This window comes from Flavobacterium araucananum, assembly GCF_002222055.1.
Taxonomy (GTDB): domain Bacteria; phylum Bacteroidota; class Bacteroidia; order Flavobacteriales; family Flavobacteriaceae; genus Flavobacterium; species Flavobacterium araucananum.
The window spans coordinates 85,131-102,133 of record NZ_MUGS01000034.1; the positions used below are offsets into that span (position 1 = coordinate 85,131).

The 17,003-nt window shown below is 34.3% G+C and carries 13 protein-coding genes; 5 read left to right on the forward strand and 8 right to left on the reverse strand.

Features of this window, described 5'->3' with window-relative positions:
* Positions 1 to 142: 142 nt before the first annotated feature.
* Positions 143 to 727 carry a Crp/Fnr family transcriptional regulator gene (locus B0A64_RS16010; protein WP_089480506.1) on the forward strand — a complete coding sequence of 195 codons (585 nt, stop codon included), beginning with the start codon at positions 143 to 145 and terminating at the stop codon, positions 725 to 727.
* Between the two features lie 86 nt (positions 728 to 813).
* Positions 814 to 1,914, forward strand: coding sequence for an SDR family oxidoreductase (locus tag B0A64_RS16015; RefSeq protein WP_089480507.1), 1,101 nt, complete (start codon positions 814 to 816; stop codon positions 1,912 to 1,914).
* A gap of 110 nt (positions 1,915 to 2,024) precedes the next feature.
* Here the strand turns inward: B0A64_RS16015 and B0A64_RS16020 are convergent, their stop codons facing one another.
* Together B0A64_RS16020 and B0A64_RS16025 are read right to left on the reverse strand one after the other, a co-directional pair.
* A complete protein-coding gene (locus B0A64_RS16020) occupies positions 2,025 to 3,566 on the reverse strand; it encodes a hypothetical protein (RefSeq protein WP_089480508.1) in 1,542 nt (513 codons plus the stop codon).
* A 430-nt stretch (positions 3,567 to 3,996) separates the two neighbouring features.
* Positions 3,997 to 4,734 carry a hypothetical protein gene (locus B0A64_RS16025; RefSeq protein WP_089480509.1) on the reverse strand — a complete coding sequence of 246 codons (738 nt, stop codon included), beginning with the start codon at positions 4,732 to 4,734 and terminating at the stop codon, positions 3,997 to 3,999.
* A 465-nt stretch (positions 4,735 to 5,199) separates the two neighbouring features.
* Between B0A64_RS16025 and B0A64_RS16030 the strand changes: the two genes are divergently transcribed.
* A complete protein-coding gene (locus B0A64_RS16030; protein ID WP_089480510.1) occupies positions 5,200 to 6,435 on the forward strand; it encodes a hypothetical protein in 1,236 nt (411 codons plus the stop codon).
* Positions 6,436 to 6,651: 216 nt separating this feature from the next.
* Positions 6,652 to 7,308 carry a GNAT family N-acetyltransferase gene (locus tag B0A64_RS16035; protein WP_394338350.1) on the forward strand — a complete coding sequence of 219 codons (657 nt, stop codon included), beginning with the start codon at positions 6,652 to 6,654 and terminating at the stop codon, positions 7,306 to 7,308.
* A gap of 353 nt (positions 7,309 to 7,661) precedes the next feature.
* On the opposite strand, the gene B0A64_RS16040 is transcribed toward B0A64_RS16035, so the two are convergent.
* Complete coding sequence (locus tag B0A64_RS16040) at positions 7,662 to 8,600, reverse strand: ring-cleaving dioxygenase (protein WP_089480511.1); 939 nt, start codon at positions 8,598 to 8,600, stop codon at positions 7,662 to 7,664.
* A gap of 305 nt (positions 8,601 to 8,905) precedes the next feature.
* Here B0A64_RS16040 and B0A64_RS16045 point away from each other — a divergent pair, with 305 nt between their 5' ends.
* On the forward strand, positions 8,906 to 10,498 hold the full coding sequence (locus B0A64_RS16045; RefSeq protein WP_089480512.1) for a sigma-54 interaction domain-containing protein: 1,593 nt from the start codon (positions 8,906 to 8,908) through the stop codon (positions 10,496 to 10,498).
* A 2-nt stretch (positions 10,499 to 10,500) separates the two neighbouring features.
* Here the strand turns inward: B0A64_RS16045 and B0A64_RS16050 are convergent, their stop codons facing one another.
* The 5 genes from B0A64_RS16050 to B0A64_RS16070 form a co-directional block, all read right to left on the reverse strand.
* Positions 10,501 to 11,118, reverse strand: coding sequence for a TMEM175 family protein (locus tag B0A64_RS16050; RefSeq protein WP_089480513.1), 618 nt, complete (start codon positions 11,116 to 11,118; stop codon positions 10,501 to 10,503).
* A 979-nt stretch (positions 11,119 to 12,097) separates the two neighbouring features.
* Positions 12,098 to 12,718: an alpha/beta hydrolase gene (locus tag B0A64_RS16055; protein WP_089480514.1), complete on the reverse strand. Its 621-nt coding sequence runs from the start codon at positions 12,716 to 12,718 to the stop codon at positions 12,098 to 12,100.
* A 288-nt stretch (positions 12,719 to 13,006) separates the two neighbouring features.
* Positions 13,007 to 13,297 (reverse strand): GNAT family N-acetyltransferase, encoded by a 291-nt coding sequence (locus tag B0A64_RS16060; protein ID WP_089480515.1) that lies wholly within the window; start codon positions 13,295 to 13,297, stop codon positions 13,007 to 13,009.
* A 5-nt stretch (positions 13,298 to 13,302) separates the two neighbouring features.
* The gene (locus tag B0A64_RS16065) at positions 13,303 to 14,661 is read right to left on the reverse strand and encodes a sigma-54-dependent transcriptional regulator (protein ID WP_089480516.1); all 1,359 of its coding nucleotides are present in this window, start codon (positions 14,659 to 14,661) and stop codon (positions 13,303 to 13,305) included.
* 8 nt (positions 14,662 to 14,669) lie between these two features.
* Positions 14,670 to 16,949: a tetratricopeptide repeat-containing sensor histidine kinase gene (locus tag B0A64_RS16070; RefSeq protein WP_089480517.1), complete on the reverse strand. Its 2,280-nt coding sequence runs from the start codon at positions 16,947 to 16,949 to the stop codon at positions 14,670 to 14,672.
* Between the last annotated feature and the right edge of the window lie 54 nt (positions 16,950 to 17,003).

Sequence of the window (17,003 nt, forward strand, 5' to 3'; positions counted from 1 at the left end):
GGGAGACTTCGCCTTTACTTTGGGTTAGATAAAAAACTGTAACATACTATTTTATAAGCTTTGCCGCTGTTCGTTGGCTGGCTGTAAAAAATAAATAGTATACCTTTGTTATTCTTGCTGTTTCATCAATTAAAAAACTAAAATGTACGATATAATTTTCAAACATATTGAAGAAAAAGTCCAATTGACACAATCTGAAAAGGAGCTGATTAAGACTTTTTTTAAGCCTAAAAAACTAAAGAAAAAACAATTTTTGGTTGTTGAAGGACATGTTTGTAACTATTTATCATTTGTTTCAAAAGGACTTTTAAAAGCTTATAATATCGATGATAAAGGCAATGAGCATATCAATCAGTTTTCGCCTGAAGGCTGGTGGACATCAGATATGAGCAGTTTTTTTAGCGGCGGAATTTCTTTTTACAGTATTGACGCAATAGAAGATTCAGATGTTCTGGTAATTACCAGTGAGGATTTCGAAAATCTAACCTTAAAAGTCCCTGCAATGGACAGGTATTTCAGGAAACTTTTTCAGAATAGCCTGATTACAAAAGAGAGGAGATTGATAAGCTCGCATACGCATACTGCAGAAGAAAAATACAGGCATATTTTAGAAAACAATCCTGATTTGATCAAGCGAATACCACAAAATTTATGGGCTTCTTATCTTGGTCTTTCGCCTGAAACCCTAAGCAGGCTTAAAAAGAATATAATTTTTGGGCAGAAATAATTGATTTAGATCAATCGAATTTCTTGTTTCAGGTCATCTTTCTGAACTGTATTTTGGTAGTAATTTTGAAAAAAAATAAACATCTTATGGATTTTCAAAAATTATCGATACAAGAAAAAGCCAAAAATGTTGCCTTAGTAGTAGGAGCAACCGGTATTGCAGGAAGTAATCTTGCTGCAAAACTTTTGGAAAACGGATGGACTGTCTTTGGGCTTTCCCGAAACCCTAAAAGGGATAATAAAGGTTTGCAACCAATTGCTGCCAATTTACTTGATATAGAATCACTTACAAATGCGTTAATTGACGTTGTACCTACACATGTTTTTTTTACAACATGGATGCGTAAGGATACTGAAGAAGAAAATATTAAGGTAAATAGCGCTATGATTCGAAATTTATTGAACGTATTATCACCTAAAAAATCTGTAAAGCATGTTTCGCTGGTTACAGGTTTAAAGCATTATTTAGGACCTTTTGACGCTTATGCCACGGCAGGAACATTGCCGGAAACCCCATTACGAGAAGAGCAGCCACGATTAGAAATCAAGAATTTTTATTACGCGCAGGAAGACGAAGTTTATGAAGCTGCTGCCAGAGATGGCTTTACCTGGAATATACACAGACCTCATACTCTAATTGGTAAAACTATTGGTAATGCCATGAATATGGGAACGACATTGGCTGTTTATGCCAGTATTTGCAAACATGAAGGAATTCCGTTTATATGGCCGGGTTCTAAGGAACAATGGAATGGTATATCTGATGTTACGGATGCAAAAGTTCTGGCAGATCAAATTATCTGGGCAGCAACTACTCCAGAAGCATATAATCAGGCTTTTAATAGTACAAACGGAGATGTTTTTCGTTGGAAATGGCTTTGGCCAAAAATAGCACAATGGTTTGAAATTGAATGTAAAGAATATGATGAAACTATAAAACCACTTGAAATAGTTTTAGATAAAAAGAATTTGATCTGGAAAACAATAACAAAAGAACATCATTTGATCGAAGAAGATTTAAACCAGTTAGCATCTGCCTGGCATACTGATCTTGACTTAGGGCGTCCTCTAGAAGTTATGACTGATATGTCACGAAGCCGAAAACTTGGTTTTACAGTTTATAAAGACACCAGAGATTCGTTTTTTGAGTTGTTTACACAGTTAAGAAGTGATAAAATAATACCTTGATTAGCATATTAATTAAGCAATTAGTTATTTAAAAAATATGATAATTTTTTAAATGCAAAATGGGACAAAGAAAAATTCTTTGTCCCATTTTTATATTTATACAGGATATTTTAATTATCGCAGAAAGAACCTATTTGTTGCAAATGTCTCTCGGTTTGGTATTTATTAAAGTTATCCCATTGAGGCGGAGAACTTGTTTTTTGTCCGTACATGGCATCCAGACAAACATTATTGTCTTTGTACTTATCATGTAAAACAGCCAGAATCTTGAAGAAAAATTCATCTAACAAAACAATAGCTTCAAATTCTGATTTTAGGGTGTCGTAATTAGAATCTGATACGTTTAATAATTGCAATAAATCCAGGACTTCTTTCTTTTCAGCTTCACTAATTTCAGTTAAATACCCCATTTTTAAGGATTTAAAAACCAGATTGTTCCAGGCTGCGCTATCATGTCCCCACTGTACATCAGGCAGGTTTAAAGAATGCTCGCAAATTAAGATAATCGAAAAAAGAACATCGTTTAAGTATTCTGCCGGAAACTCATCAAAGCTTCTGAATTCAAAACCACTTTGGTACATTTTTTCCTGATTAAAATCAAGACCTACTTCAGACAGCATTTCATATTCCATGTCTGCTTCGATCTGATCGCGCCACCAGATATTTTCTTCTTTTTCAAATTTTAGCAGTTTTCTAAAATCATCTACTTTATAGGTTAAGATTTTGCCCTTTGGCATTGCTTTATTATAAGTTCCTACACCTATATAGCGAGACATAGCGTTTCGCATAGAGCCCAAAGTAAACTTTTTATCTAAACTGTATTTGTCGCTTATCACGCCCATAATATCCGGACTGCCCAGAGTTGCTATAAAAAACGGTTCAAACCATTGCAATAAATAGATGGCATTGGCATGTGTTTTTTCAAAATCGTTGTAGTCTACAATTCTGCTATCCTCTGTTAGAGATGGTAATGTAATATGAAAATGGTAGGTTCCGTTATTAAACAAAACAAGATTTTCCTGATTGGTCATAAACATGTTAAGACCATTGTTGTAATCCGGAAAGTTCAATTTTCCGTTTAACACAGATGATTCATTGATTTTGTCCAGGAATAATTTTTTGGTAGCTTTTAGTTCTTTGCAAGACTCGGCTATTGTTCTGTTTTCAAAATATTTAGTTACAAATTCGATAGAATCACCATCAAAATGTACAGAACCCATCGTTTTGTTTCTTTGGGTAATCATACTTTGAATATTGTAGGGTTGATCTTCAAGGAAAAGTTCCATGATAGATTTTCCGAGATAATCAGGATTTTCAAGGGGTTGCGCGCTTACCTCACCAGTTTCTGTATCGATTAATGGTTTTATTGGCGCGATTGTTTTGTGCTGATAATTGATATCCAGTTTTTCAAGCGAATGACTATTCATCATTCTGCTCACTTTATAGTTTTCGTTCAAACCAAAAGCTTTTTTCAAAATTGGAGCTAAGCTTTCCGGTTTATAACATTTTCTATAATCAATACTGTATTTTTCAAAACCAATTTTTTCTTGTATAAATTCACCAGAGACTATAAGGGATTCTTCAAATTGCATATAGGTTTCGTTTTCTAATCCTATTCCCCAATAATATTTTTTTGTCTGATTGTCTTTCATTTATACTTACTTTCTTTTTTTAAGGTTATTTTGAACTTTTAAAGCTTTTTTTATTCAGAAACTAATACTCTAATTGGTTAGAATTAGAGACAGGAAACCTATAACGGATTAAGCATAATAGTTTGCTTCCATTAAAAAAGTTTTATCTTACTTTTAAATTATAGGAATTTTTATTAGAAATTTTGCACTTGAATCGGCTCAGAGATTGATAAAAAAGTAAAATTTTATAAGAAGGTTATAAAATTGCCATTGTTAGTAATTACTTTTATATCAATAATTTAAGCGGATGAATAGCCTAATTGCAAATTTTGCTATCCTTGTTTTTTCTAAGTTGCAAAAGTAGTTTTTTATTATGTTATTTGCAAGTAGTTAATGCGCTGAAAATCAATATTTTTTTTACAGCTTTTTACAATAGGGTTACTTCTTTTATTTAATCGTGGTAATAAAACACGTAGGACGAATATAACGCGTCATTCCACCAGTCTTTTCGAACTTCTGAAAAATAATTATAATTTAATTTCCCTGCCTGAGATTGTAGCGGATATACTACTTTTCCGTTTTCGCGATATGCTTTATGCAAACTATTTTCAGGAACAACAGGAACGATATGTCCGGATAATCCTTTTTCTTTTCGTTTGGCACAAATGATTCCAATTCCACCATTTGTATTAACTGCGTTTTGAATTTCATCAGTCGTAAACATTCTTTTCCAGCCAAAACTAGCGCCCCATTCTAAAAACCAATCGTGTATGGCGCTAGAATAAATACGATCGACAGTTTGCTCAAAAACAGCTTCGACTTCTTGCCCTTTCAATATTTTTTTGAGAGCTTCATCTGTCCACCACACCGTTGGCAGGTACACTTTACTAAAATAGCAGTAGTCATAAGAGTACACATTGCAATAGGTATCTTCTACTGTTCTTTGATATCGAATGTTTGTTTCGACATCCAGTTTATCAATAAGCTGTGCAATGCTTTGTTTTTTAGTCTCAACATTTGTCAAATTTCTATACGGAATACTGGAATCCAGAAGCGGTTTTTCCTTCATTTCTATAGAATCTAACTGAGATTCAGGATCAGGTAATAAATCGGCTTTCTTTATTTGACTATTCGGTATTGGATTATCACTCAAAAGTAATGATGCCACTGATACGGTATATTCTTCCATCTTGACTGCTTAAAATTAATTGGCTAAACGCTTCAGGAATTGATTATTCATGCAGCGTAATTTGTCAGCCAAAAAGTAAATGTAAGGAATTTAAATTTTACAGAGCCTTCATGAAAAAGGAGAAATTTTAGAAAAATAAAGGTCAAGTCCGGTTAACCTTAAAAATTTTATAATGACTGACTTTTGCTTTAGTTGCTTAAATTATTCAAAATCAGGTGTATTTACTTATATATGACTGTGTTTTTTTGCATAAACTTGTTCTGTGTTAATGATGCAATTATCTGATTACTAGTTGTTTTGTGTTGATTGTAGTTGCTCTTAATAAAATAAGGGACTTGTATTTGATACGGGATTAAATATTGAAGAATTGGATATGATAACCATTCTAAGATGTTAAGATATGGCATTTTGAAAAAAATGGATTCGGCCAAAAAGACTAAATAAACCAATTAAAACCCAGAAATTATGAAATCAAAAATTACACTAACCCTTGCATTTCTTTTTATTATTTTAAAAGCTGAGGCTCAGACGCCCTCTATAAACGAAGCAAAAAGTGCAGTATTTACCAATAGCTTATCGTATCAAAAGGATTGGAAGAGCTTTATTGACGGACGTATTAAAATAATCGAAGAAGAGAAAAAGTCACTTGCAACGTCACTTCCTTCTAAAAAAACGGAAACTGAAAAACTAGATGTTTCACTAAAAATAATGGAAAAGGACCAGAAAATTGATTCCTTACGAAATAGCCTCGAAAATTTGCGCAGGGATGATGCATATCAAGTTTATGATGATTATTATTCAGAAGTAATAGAGCGAAAGAATGACAGTATCAATATGTACTTTACGGTCATAAAAAATCAAAAAGGTAAATTGAATCTTAAAGCTTTAGACTCCATTAATGGGCTGATTAATAAAAAGAAAGCAGAACGTGAGAAGGAGCTTCAGGAGAGAAATGAAAGACTGGCATCTCTGGACAAATTTGATTGGGTATTGCCAACATTGGCTCGATCTAACAGAAAAAAGTTTTTTCATGATATGTACAGTAATAATGTAGATAAGCCTATTTTACTAAACTCGTTTGCATTAAATAGCAATAGTGATGCTACTTCTGTTCAAAATGAAATTGTTACGGATAATATGTGGGCAGTAAGAGTAACTTTTGGAAGTGTTCTTTCGATATCTTCCGGAGCAAAGAATACCGCAGAGACACCTCAGGAGGTAGCAGCCAAGGACAAATACAAAGCAGAACAAGAGGCGCTAAGCAGGTTGGTAAACGGAGGTGGAAATTTTTATCTGGAATTACTACTCCCGCTTTTTTCAACAAACCAAAGTAATGGAGACCAGATTACCTCTTATAGCTATGCCAATGTAAAAGGAGCAATGGATTTGAAAGATCTTAGTAGTAACGTTGATACATCAACAGCCAATGGAAGTGTAGGAGTAAATTCTTATTTGGGAATTTCTTCAGATAATAAAAGGTTCAATTTCTTTCTTCAGGGCAATATGAATTATACTTTGGGCAACAATGGGTTTTATCAGAATCTGGGGTTAAGTCATGAGAAAGCTTTTTTGAACGGCAAGGTGATAACAGGCGTTACTATTTTAAATAAATTTCGTCTTTCGGCAATTATAACTGCATTTGGTAGTGATGAAAAAATTAGAAGTAATAAAGTAACTGTCGGCGTTCAAATATTACCCTGATTATAGGGATTAGCTGCTATCAGAATGATAAGATTTTATCATTTTGATAAGGATATGAATGTAAAATAATATCGTTTTATTGCTATAAAGCCTGTATTTGTAGGTAGTAGGGTTTTTGTTTTAATCGTGGTATGTGATTTGGATCTTGCATTTTGTATTTCTAAATCGATTAGGTACTTAGCATTATTAACAAAGAGGAAATATGTTCCATAAAATATGAAAACCCTACAACTTACTTCAGATTCTTCTGGCAAAGATTTTCCTTTGCCGTACTTATTACAAGACCAAACACCTTTAATACATAATGATCACGAACCGGAAGGGCTCCATAATTTTACGATTGAAGTCGCCAGCGAAGCACACCTTTTTTGGGTAAAGGAAATCTGCGAAGTGACTTTATCTTCTGCATTAGCCCGCGGTACAGGAATCTCGGGACGCTCTCCTGAATCTCTTGCGCTAAAAATGAAAAAGGGAGAAGCTGTTATTGCTTTTGCGCCAGATGGTGCATGGGCAGGTTTTTCGTTTATATCTTGCTGGGATAATGGTCGATATGTGTCGAATTCCGGATTAATAGTGGCACCTCAATTTAGACATACAGGGCTTGCAAAGAAAATTAAAAGTAAAATTTTTGAACTAAGTCGTCAAAAATATCCTGAGGCACGTATCTTTAGTCTGACTACGGGTCTTGCGGTAATGAAAATGAACCACGAACTGGGTTTTGAACCTGTTACTTATGCTGAATTAACCACAGATGAGACTTTTTGGGAGAGTTGTAAATCCTGTATCAACTGCCCGATATTAATGAACAAAGAGAGAAAAAATTGTTTGTGTACCGCTATGCTTTATGATCCCAAACATAACCTAACGGAGTAAGGAATGAAGAGTTTCTTTTGCAATAAGAAAAGTAAAAATAACAGTTGAATTTGTATCAAATAAAAAGAGGCTGTCCGAAAAATTACTTTTCTAACAGCCTCTTTAGGATATTAATCTCTTGAGAGACATTTACCTTTTGGGAGTACTTATTTTTAACACATAGAAACATCGTTTTTGTTTGCTTAAAGAAGGCTTTTCACTTCGTTAAAATGTACATAAGTTGTTATGTGAAAGAAATATATTTTTTTTTTGCATTTCTTTATTATCTGTAAAACCTATGTTTCTATGTGCTAGATTTTTTTGTGCCCCATGTAAAGCGAAAAAAACAAGAAATTACCCCCAACAGATTATAATTAATTAATTTTTACCAAATGTTTTTCGATACTGGCTCTGTCAGATTCGTATTGTGCAGGCAGTTTTAGATTTTTTCCTAATTCTTCTAAGCTTTCATCTACTGTAAATCCAGGATTTTCGGTAGCAATTTCAAATAAAACTCCGCCTGGTTCTCTAAAATAAAGAGAGTGGAAGTAGTTTCTATCAATTTGCGGTGTAATAGACAACCCAAATTCTTCGATTTTTTCACGAAAGTGCATTAAAATTTCATCATTTTGCACTCTGAACGCTACGTGGTGAACAGATCCGTTGGCTACATGGCCGCGTTTTTCTTCGGCTAGCTCTACCAGGTCAACAATTGCAGCATTTTCTACAGCATCAGTTGCATAGCGGTAACGGTTTACGTCTTGTTCGATTAATTTGTAACCAAAAATTTCGGTTAAGATCGCAGCAGTTGCTTTTATACTGTTTAAAGTAAGTGTAATGTTATGAAAACCTCTCGTTGCCACATCAGCTTTTACTTCATCAGTTTCCCATGGTTTTCTGTTATCCCCGGTTTTAGATTCGATTAATTCTAATTTTAAACCATCAGGATCTAAGAAAGTCAGGTATTTTTCGCCAAATTTTTCAGCAGGTTTGTTGTAGATCACATTGTATTTTTCAAAGCGTTTCTGCCAGAAATCAAGACTTCCTTCAGGAACTGAATATCCAATTTCGGTTGCCATTCCGGAACCTTTTCGTCCTTGTTGAATTCCTTCTCCCCAAGGGAAAAAAGTTAAGATTGTTCCCGCACTTCCAACTTCATCACCAAAGTAAAAATGATAGGTTCCCGGATCATCAAAATTTACTGTTTTTTTTATAAAACGTAAACCTAATATTTTTGAGTAAAAGTCGAAGTTGCGTTTAGCATCACCTGCAATTGCAGTAATGTGGTGTAAGCCTAAAATTTTATTTTCCATGGTATTTTTATATTAAATTGTTATTGATTTTGTTTTACAAATTTACGTCCGTTATGGCTGTGCATCGATTAACCTAGATTAAGAAATAAAAAGCGATTCAATTTTCTATTTGTGTTCTAATAGCCAAATAGTATTCCGTTTGTGGTAAGTATTTGTATATTAATGTTTTAATTATTTTTTATGTTTTTGAATTACACGATATATCGTAATTTTATGAGTCAAAAAGTATTTATTTAGAAAACCGATAGTATTTTAACTAGGGCTATTACTTAAATTTACCAGTATAACCATACCAATTATCCTTTATGGAAAAGCCAACAGATCAAACTGCTATTATAATGAACCGATTGCAGGAAAGGGAACGGGAGCAAACCTTGATTTTTTCTATTTGCAATGCATTGTCTCAGGCTTTAACAAAAGATGAATTTAATACTGTTGTAAACGATGTATTAAAAGAACAGTTGCATTTTGATGATTTTATTTTGGCTTCGTCGAATGATACAGAAACGGACTATCATATTTTCTATCAATTTTTACAGAAAGATTCAGCACTTAAAAGTTATATGACAAATGATGGTTTTTTTGATGTTTGTACAGATTCTGCTGATGCGGTTGTCTTTGATCTGAAAACATTAGACGCAAAAAAAAATAATGTTCCGGATTACATTACTATTGCAAATAACAAGGGTTTCCGGAACGGCATTGGGGTTTGTCTCCCTTATAGTAAAGGAGGGCGAAATGTGCTTTTTTTGTTTTTTAGAAATGCGGTTGCTTTTAGCAGGGAATCGAACCGGATCATTAGAGGATTTGCGGTGCAACTTTGCATCACCATGCGCAATATTGTTCTGGCTCAGCAATATGAAAACCAGCTTAGTGAGTTGAATTTTTTAAAAAGCAATTCGGCCCCGGAAAAAGAACAAGCGGTAGCGATAAACCGTATAGGTTTTCAGGGAATTATAGGAAACAGTGCCGCAATGCAAAACGTTTATGAATTGATTGCACAAGTAGCATTATCTCCGTCTACAGTTTTAATTTCCGGAGAAACAGGCACCGGAAAGGAACTTGTAGCCAGTGCTATTCATAGTTTGTCATTGGTTGGGAATAAAAAAATGATCAAATTAAACTGTGCTTCAATTCCGGCAAATCTTATCGAAAGTGAATTGTTCGGACATGAGAAAGGAGCTTTTACGGGGGCAACGGAACTACGAATTGGCAAATTTGAACAGGCCGAAAACAGTACTATTTTTCTGGATGAAATAGGGGAGTTACCTTTAGAACTACAAGGGAAATTGCTTCGTGTTTTACAGGAAAAGGAAATAGAAAGAATTGGCGGAAAAAACACCATCAAAATAAATGCAAGGGTTATTGCGGCTACAAACAAATCGCTGGCCAATGAGGTTGCTCAGGAGCGCTTTAGAAGTGATCTTTATTATCGTCTAAATGTGTTTCCAATTCCGTTGCCGGCTTTGCGGGAACGTAAAGAAGATATTACCGTTTTGGGAAATTTTTTCCTGGAAAGGCATTCTAAAAAAACAGGAAAAAAAATTAAAGGTTTTTCAAAAAAAGTACTTAACAGTATGCTGGCAAATGCCTGGCCGGGAAATGTGCGTGAATTAGAAAATATGATCGAAAGAAGTATTTTGTTTGCAAAAGAGGAAACGATAAAAGAAATGTCTTTTCCTGAATTTCCGGTCACAGCCCCCAATACTGCCCAAACTGATTTTTATACCAAAACCTTGCAGGAAGTAGAGAAGGAGCACATCCTAAAAGTGGTAAAAAAATGCAACGGAAGAATTTCGGGACCTCAGGGTGCAGCAGTTTTATTAGACTTACCCGCAACAACGCTGATTTCTAAAATGCAAAAACTGGGTATTAAAAAAGAACATTTCTTTAGTTGATTTTACTCCTGAATCATCTTTATTTTTCCGGAAGAAACTGCCCAATAAAGGAGCAAAAGCATGCTTATTGCCAAAGCAACTTTTGGAAATTGAAATGAAATTGCAAAAGCAATTAAATAGGTTGGAAATCCGTACAGGTAATTGTTTCTGATTTTTTTTATGGCCAGATTGGTAATTTCAGGACGTAAAAGTTTCCTGTCCCTACTCGCTATAAACCACAAAAGGTTGTACGAGATATTGATAAGAACAAAGATTCCGGTATAAATTGCTACGGCAATACCGGAAGCCTGCCCATCAAAAAAACGGGCTAATAATGCTGTAGGATATGATACTGCTGTAACCAGAAAAAGTATTAATCCGTTAGTGAACATTATGGCAGTATTGCGGCTGTAAATTTGTTTGAAAATTTTGTGATGATTGACCCACATGATAAAAATACTGAAAAAAGAAAGCGTAAAAGCAAGGTAGGATGTCCATTCGCCTTTTAGATAAACTAAAAGATCAGTACCATTTTTTACAACATTTGTATCCGGAACATGAAGATCTAAGACCAAAAGTGTAATCGCAATCGCAAAAACAGCATCGCTGAAATTCTCAATTCTTACAGTTTCTTTTTCCATTTTTTTTCTGATTTTTTGGTTGCTTATTTCTGAGGTTTTTTCACGCAGATTTAGCAGATTTTTTTTTAATCTGTGGCTGTTTTTTCACGCAGATTTGGCAGATTTTTTATTCTGGTTAATTTTAAAACACATTTAACATGAAAAAATCTGAGACCATCTGCTTAAATCATTTTAAATCTGCGTGAAATAAAATCATTATAATCCTTTAATCGGTGACTGATATTTTTTATAATTTTTTCTTTGCTTATTTCTGAGGTTTTTTCACTCAGAGTTAGCAGAATTTTTTAATCTGTGGCTGTTTTTTTCTCGCAGATTTGGCAGATTTAGGAGATTTTTTATTTTGGTTAATTTTAAAACACATTTAAAGATTAAAAAATTTGCGACTATCTGCTTAGATCATTTTAAATCTGCGTGAAATAAAAATTATTATAATCCTTTAATCCGTTACTGATATTTTTTTGATTTTTTGTTTGCTTATTTCTGAGGCTTTTTCACTCAGAGTTAGCAGATTTTTTTAATCTGTGGCTGTTTTTTTCTCGCAGATTTGGCAGATTTAGGAGATTTTTTATTCTGGTTAATTTTAAAACACATTTAACATGAAAAAATCTGAGACCATCTGCTTAAATCATTTTAAATCTGCGTGAAATAAAAATTATTATAATCCTTTAATCCGTGATTGATGTTTTTTTGATTTTTTCTTTGCTTATTTCTGAGGTTTTTTCACTCTGAGTTAGCAGATTTTTTTTAATCTGTGACTGTTTTTTTCTCGCAGATTTGGCAGATTTAGGAGATTTTTTATTCTGGTTAATTTTAAAACACATTGAAACATTAAAAAATTTGAGACTATCTGCTTAGATCATTTTAAATCTGCGTGAAACAAAAATTATTATAATCCTTTAATCGGTGACTGATATTTTAAAATTTTATAAAGATTAATTTTCGCCATTTGCATCGCTGTAAACACGGGTAATTTGTATCATTATTTTTTAGTAAAAACAAGTGCGTTGGCAAAATCTACTTCGTCCTGACTTATGGTATGTCCCATATTGTCATAGATTTTTTTAGTAACTATTGCTCCCATTTTTTCTAAAAGTGCGGCTGTTTCATTTACCCTTTCTACCGGAACATGAAAATCAGGATCGCTTGTACCAATAAAAACTGGGGTGTTTTCAAAGTTTCCGGCATAATGATCTTCATATACTTTATCCCCAATAAGTCCGCCTGTAAAAGCGACAACACCACCGTATTTTGCAGCATTTCTGGCTGTAAATTCTAAGGCAAGACAAGCTCCTTGTGAGAATCCCAGAAAATAAATATTCTCCTTTTCGATTCCGTTTTGCTGAATGGCTACAACAACCTGATGAATAGCCTCTAATGATTTCGAAAACGAAGGTTCGTTTTCTTCAATTGGTACCAGAAACGAATAGGGATACCAGGTTCTGTTTTCGGCCTGAGGAGCAACCAATGCGAAATCAGTAACATTAAGATGTTTTGCAATGGAGAGAATATCATGAGCGCCCGCACCTCGGCCGTGAATCATAATTAAAGCCTTTTTGGCTTCATTTAGAGGGATACCGTTTGTTATAATTTCTAAACTCATATTGTTTTGTTTTTTTAATTAATTGTGTCTAATTATTTTTCACGCAGATTTGGCAGATTTGGCAGATTTTTTAATCTATCTAATCCTTTATCCCGATAACTATCGGGAGTGACAAAAGTGGTTACACAATCTTGTCATTTCGACGCAGGAGAAATCTTCGTAAGTAACTCCGCAACGAGAATCCAATCTTTGTCGAGCTTCTCGTGGAGATTTACTTCGTCTTTTCGCTATCGGCTCGGGTTAGTACATTTTTTTTAATCTATTTAATCCTTTAATCTGTGGCCATAATTATTTTTTCCAGATGTCCTGATATTCGTCCGGATGTCTCTTGAATTGTGCGTGCACATACGGGCAAAGTGGTAAAACCATCAAATTATTGGCGCGTACATAGGATGTCATTTCATCCAGTAGTTTTTTGGCATATCCTTTTCCTTCGGCTTCAGGCTCAACTCCGGTATGGTAAACCGTTAGTAAATCGTCTTTGATGCTTACGGTCATTTCGCCTAGTTTTTTATCCTCGACATACAGATTAAAAGCACCATGTTTTTTCTCGTCTAATTCTAGTTTTATTGTTTCCATATTTTTTAGTTATATCCTTGTTTTATTCCTAATTTTTTCATTTTCGAGTACAAAGTCTGCGCTTGTATTTTGAGTAATTCTGCGGCACCTCCGGGACCGGAAACCTTGCCATCACAAATCTGAAGGGCATTCATGATATGTTCTTTTTCCATTTCTTCCATCGACAGCATTTTTCCGCTGCTTTTTTCGAAAGGGGCTGAATTATTTGAAGGAAGATCAAAATTTTCAATCTCATTTGTTTTCGCAAGCAGTACATTTCTTTCTATCAAATGCTCTAATTCCCTAATGTTTCCCGGCCAGTCGTATTGCATTAATTGTGCTAAAGCTATTACACTTATACTGTTAACGTTTTTTCGGGAGCTTGCAGCATATTTTTTAAGGAAATAATTGGCCAGTGCTTCAATATCTTCTTTGCGTTCTTTTAAGGTGGGCAATTGTATCGGAAACACATTGAGCCTGTAATACAAATCAAGTCTAAAACGTCCTTCTGCAACTTCTTTTTCGAGCGATCTGTTGGTTGCGGCGACAATACGAACATTGATTTTAATGGTTTTATTACCTCCAAGCCTCTGGATTTCTTTTTCCTGCAAAACACGTAATAATTTTACCTGAGAATCCAGCGGCAATTCGCCTATTTCATCTAGAAAAATAGTACCGTTATTGGCTTGTTCAAACTTCCCGATACGCAGAGTATTTGCTCCTGTAAAAGCCCCTTTTTCATGCCCAAAAAGTTCAGATTCTATTAAAGAATGGGGCAAAGCAGCGCAATTGACCACCACAATAGGATTTGATTTATTTGCCGAAAGATCGTGTATCGAGTGTGCTACTCTTTCTTTTCCGGTACCGCTTTCGCCCAGAATCAGTACCGAAGTTTCGGCAGGAGCTACAATTTGAATTTTTTCAATAACATCTTTCAGGAGATTACTGGTGCCTATGATTCCTTCAATTTCCTGTTTTTGGGTATCTATTACAGCATTTGTCAAAGAGCCGTTTTCCTGATCAAATCTATATTTGGCAATGTCAAGCATTACAATAAGATCTCTTTCGCGAAAAGGTTTTACCATAAAACCGTACGGATGCGTTGCTTTTACGGCTTCAAGGGTAGTCTGGTTGGTATTGGCAGAAATGTATAGAAAAGGCAACTGCATTTCCCGCAATTCCCACGCAAGGTCAATTCCTGTCAAAGTACCTTTAAGCATGATATCGAGTAGCACCCAATCCGGTTTTTTATCCTCGATTAATTTGCGCGCCTGAACTACAGATGATGCTATGCCGGTTATTTGATATCCCGCTTTGGTCAACATGATCTTTAGGTCATTGGCTACTATAAATTCGTCTTCGACAATTAGAATTTTCTCCTTCATTACGTTATTTATGTGTTTTCAGCATTTTCGGCATTTCCTTCAAATTCTGTGTTTCTTGTAAATGTAATTGTGATTTTTAATCCGTTATCATTTTTCATATCAAATGTTCCGTCAATCTGATCACTTAGGCCCATCATTAAATTCATGCCAAGAGAGTTTCTTTCGGTATCTTCAAAATTCTCAGGAAGACCAACACCGTTATCTGCAATGAGTAGTTTATAATTGTTTTTGCCTGTATTTTTGAGTGCTATCAACACGTCTCCTTTTCGCTCTTGAGGAAAAGCATATTTAATCGCATTATTGATGGCTTCATTTATAATTAATCCCATAGGAACGGCTTGAGCAACATCAAGATAGGTTTTTTCTACATCGAGCTTAAAATTTATTTTTGTATCAGTATCAAAACATTCTTTCATGTAGTTGATTAACTCATAAATATACCAGGACATGTCTATATTTGCCAGATTATCAGATTGATATAATTTTTGGTGTATCAATGACATGGCGTGCATTCTGTGCTGGCTGTTTTGTATGGCCATTAAAGCATCTTCATTGTCCAGATAAGCCGATTGTGTGTTTAATAAACTAATCACAATCTGGAGATTATTTTTTACACGATGGTGAATTTCCTTTAAAAGCCATTCTTTTTCAATCAGCATTTTTTTGCTCAGTTCGTTCTGTTCATTAATCTGTTGTCGCTGAATTTCTAGCTCTTCGTTCTTTTTCTTTTTTGTCCTGAAACTATTGTATAAAAAGGCTAAGAAAAGCACTAAAACCAAAACGCTGCCTATAAATACATAACGGATAATCTGATCGTTATGAATTTTTATTTCCTGCAATTTTCCCTGTTGTGTAAGCAGTTTAATGTTTTTGTCTTTTTTCTCTGTTTCAAATTGAAGCTGTAATGCTGCAGATTGTTTCAGTTTTTCGACATTAAAGATAGAATCTCTAAAAAGCTGATGACGCTGTAAATGTTTTATGGCAGACTCGTACTTTTTGCTGGCATGATCCGACTGAAAAGACAAAAGTTCGATCTGCGAATACAGAATAAGCTTCTTCGATTTTTTGGCAAATTCTTTAAATTTCTCAATATAAGCGTATGTTTTTTCTACCTGTCCGGATTGTTGCAGATAAATTATGATTCCGGTTAGTTTATAAGCAAGACCGGCATCAGATTCTTTGTAATCTTTTAATATTTGCTCATAATAAGGTTTTGCATTATCAAGTTGTTTAAGCATAGAATAACAAACTACAAATATAAACCGCTGTCTTATTTTGGTAACTTCATCTTGTGGCGGATAATCTCTGGCAGTTCGTTTTAGTGTGCGCAATGCTTCGCGATAATTTTTTTGCTGGCAATATAATGATGCAAGATTATAGCTAATGGTATTGATGTCGCCTACATTTTTATTATCCAATGCAATATTTAATGCTTTTTCGAAATTAGAAAATGCAAGATCATACTTGAGCAAATCATAATAAGCAAGCCCCAGATGGTTATAAATGGTACAAAGCTGATAGCTGGTATCATGAACTTCTTCGGCTGTTTTTTCGGCCATTAATGCATATTGCAACGACAATTGTGTATTTTGTAATATCCCATAATTATCAGACATTAAGGTATAAACACCCTGAAGTGATTTGAAACCGATAGCTTTATAAATTGCAACTGCGTTTTCTAAAAGCTGTAATGCTTTTTGATTTTCTTCTATGCTTCCGTAATAATCAGCAAGATCTTTTAAGGCATCTGCCTGTTTTTTGTATGCTTTGCTTTTTTTGTAAAGCACAATTGCTTTTTCGAGATATTTTATCTTGGCTTCTACATCTTCTTGTTCATAGCCTTTATAAGCACAAAGTTCCTTGTAAGCATCTGCTGTAAGAACCGGTAAATTGTTTTTTAGAGCATACGCCAAAGCATTATTGGTACTGATTAATGCTTTTTTAGAATCACCTCTTTCTCTGCAAATCTGGGCAGACAATAGAATTGCTTTTCCTTTTCCGGGTTTATATCCTAAGCTGTTGCTTAATTTTTGAGCTTCAAAATTTAAATTATCCGCACTGTCAAGATCTGCCTTAAATTCACCGGGTTTGGTCAGATAATAACTGCTCAATGCGAGCAGTAATTCGACCTTTTGATTGTCACTTTCGGCTATAGCAATTTTCTTTTTTAATTGATCAGGATCTTCTTTTACCTGTGCAATTGCAGGGGTACCTGCAAGTAAAAATAGTGACACGGTACATAAGATGCTTATGTGTTTTTTGGCAGAAATAAAAGGGATAAAATTCATTTTTTAAAGATAATATATTATCAGAAATCCGCAACTCTATGACTGGTTTTGTTT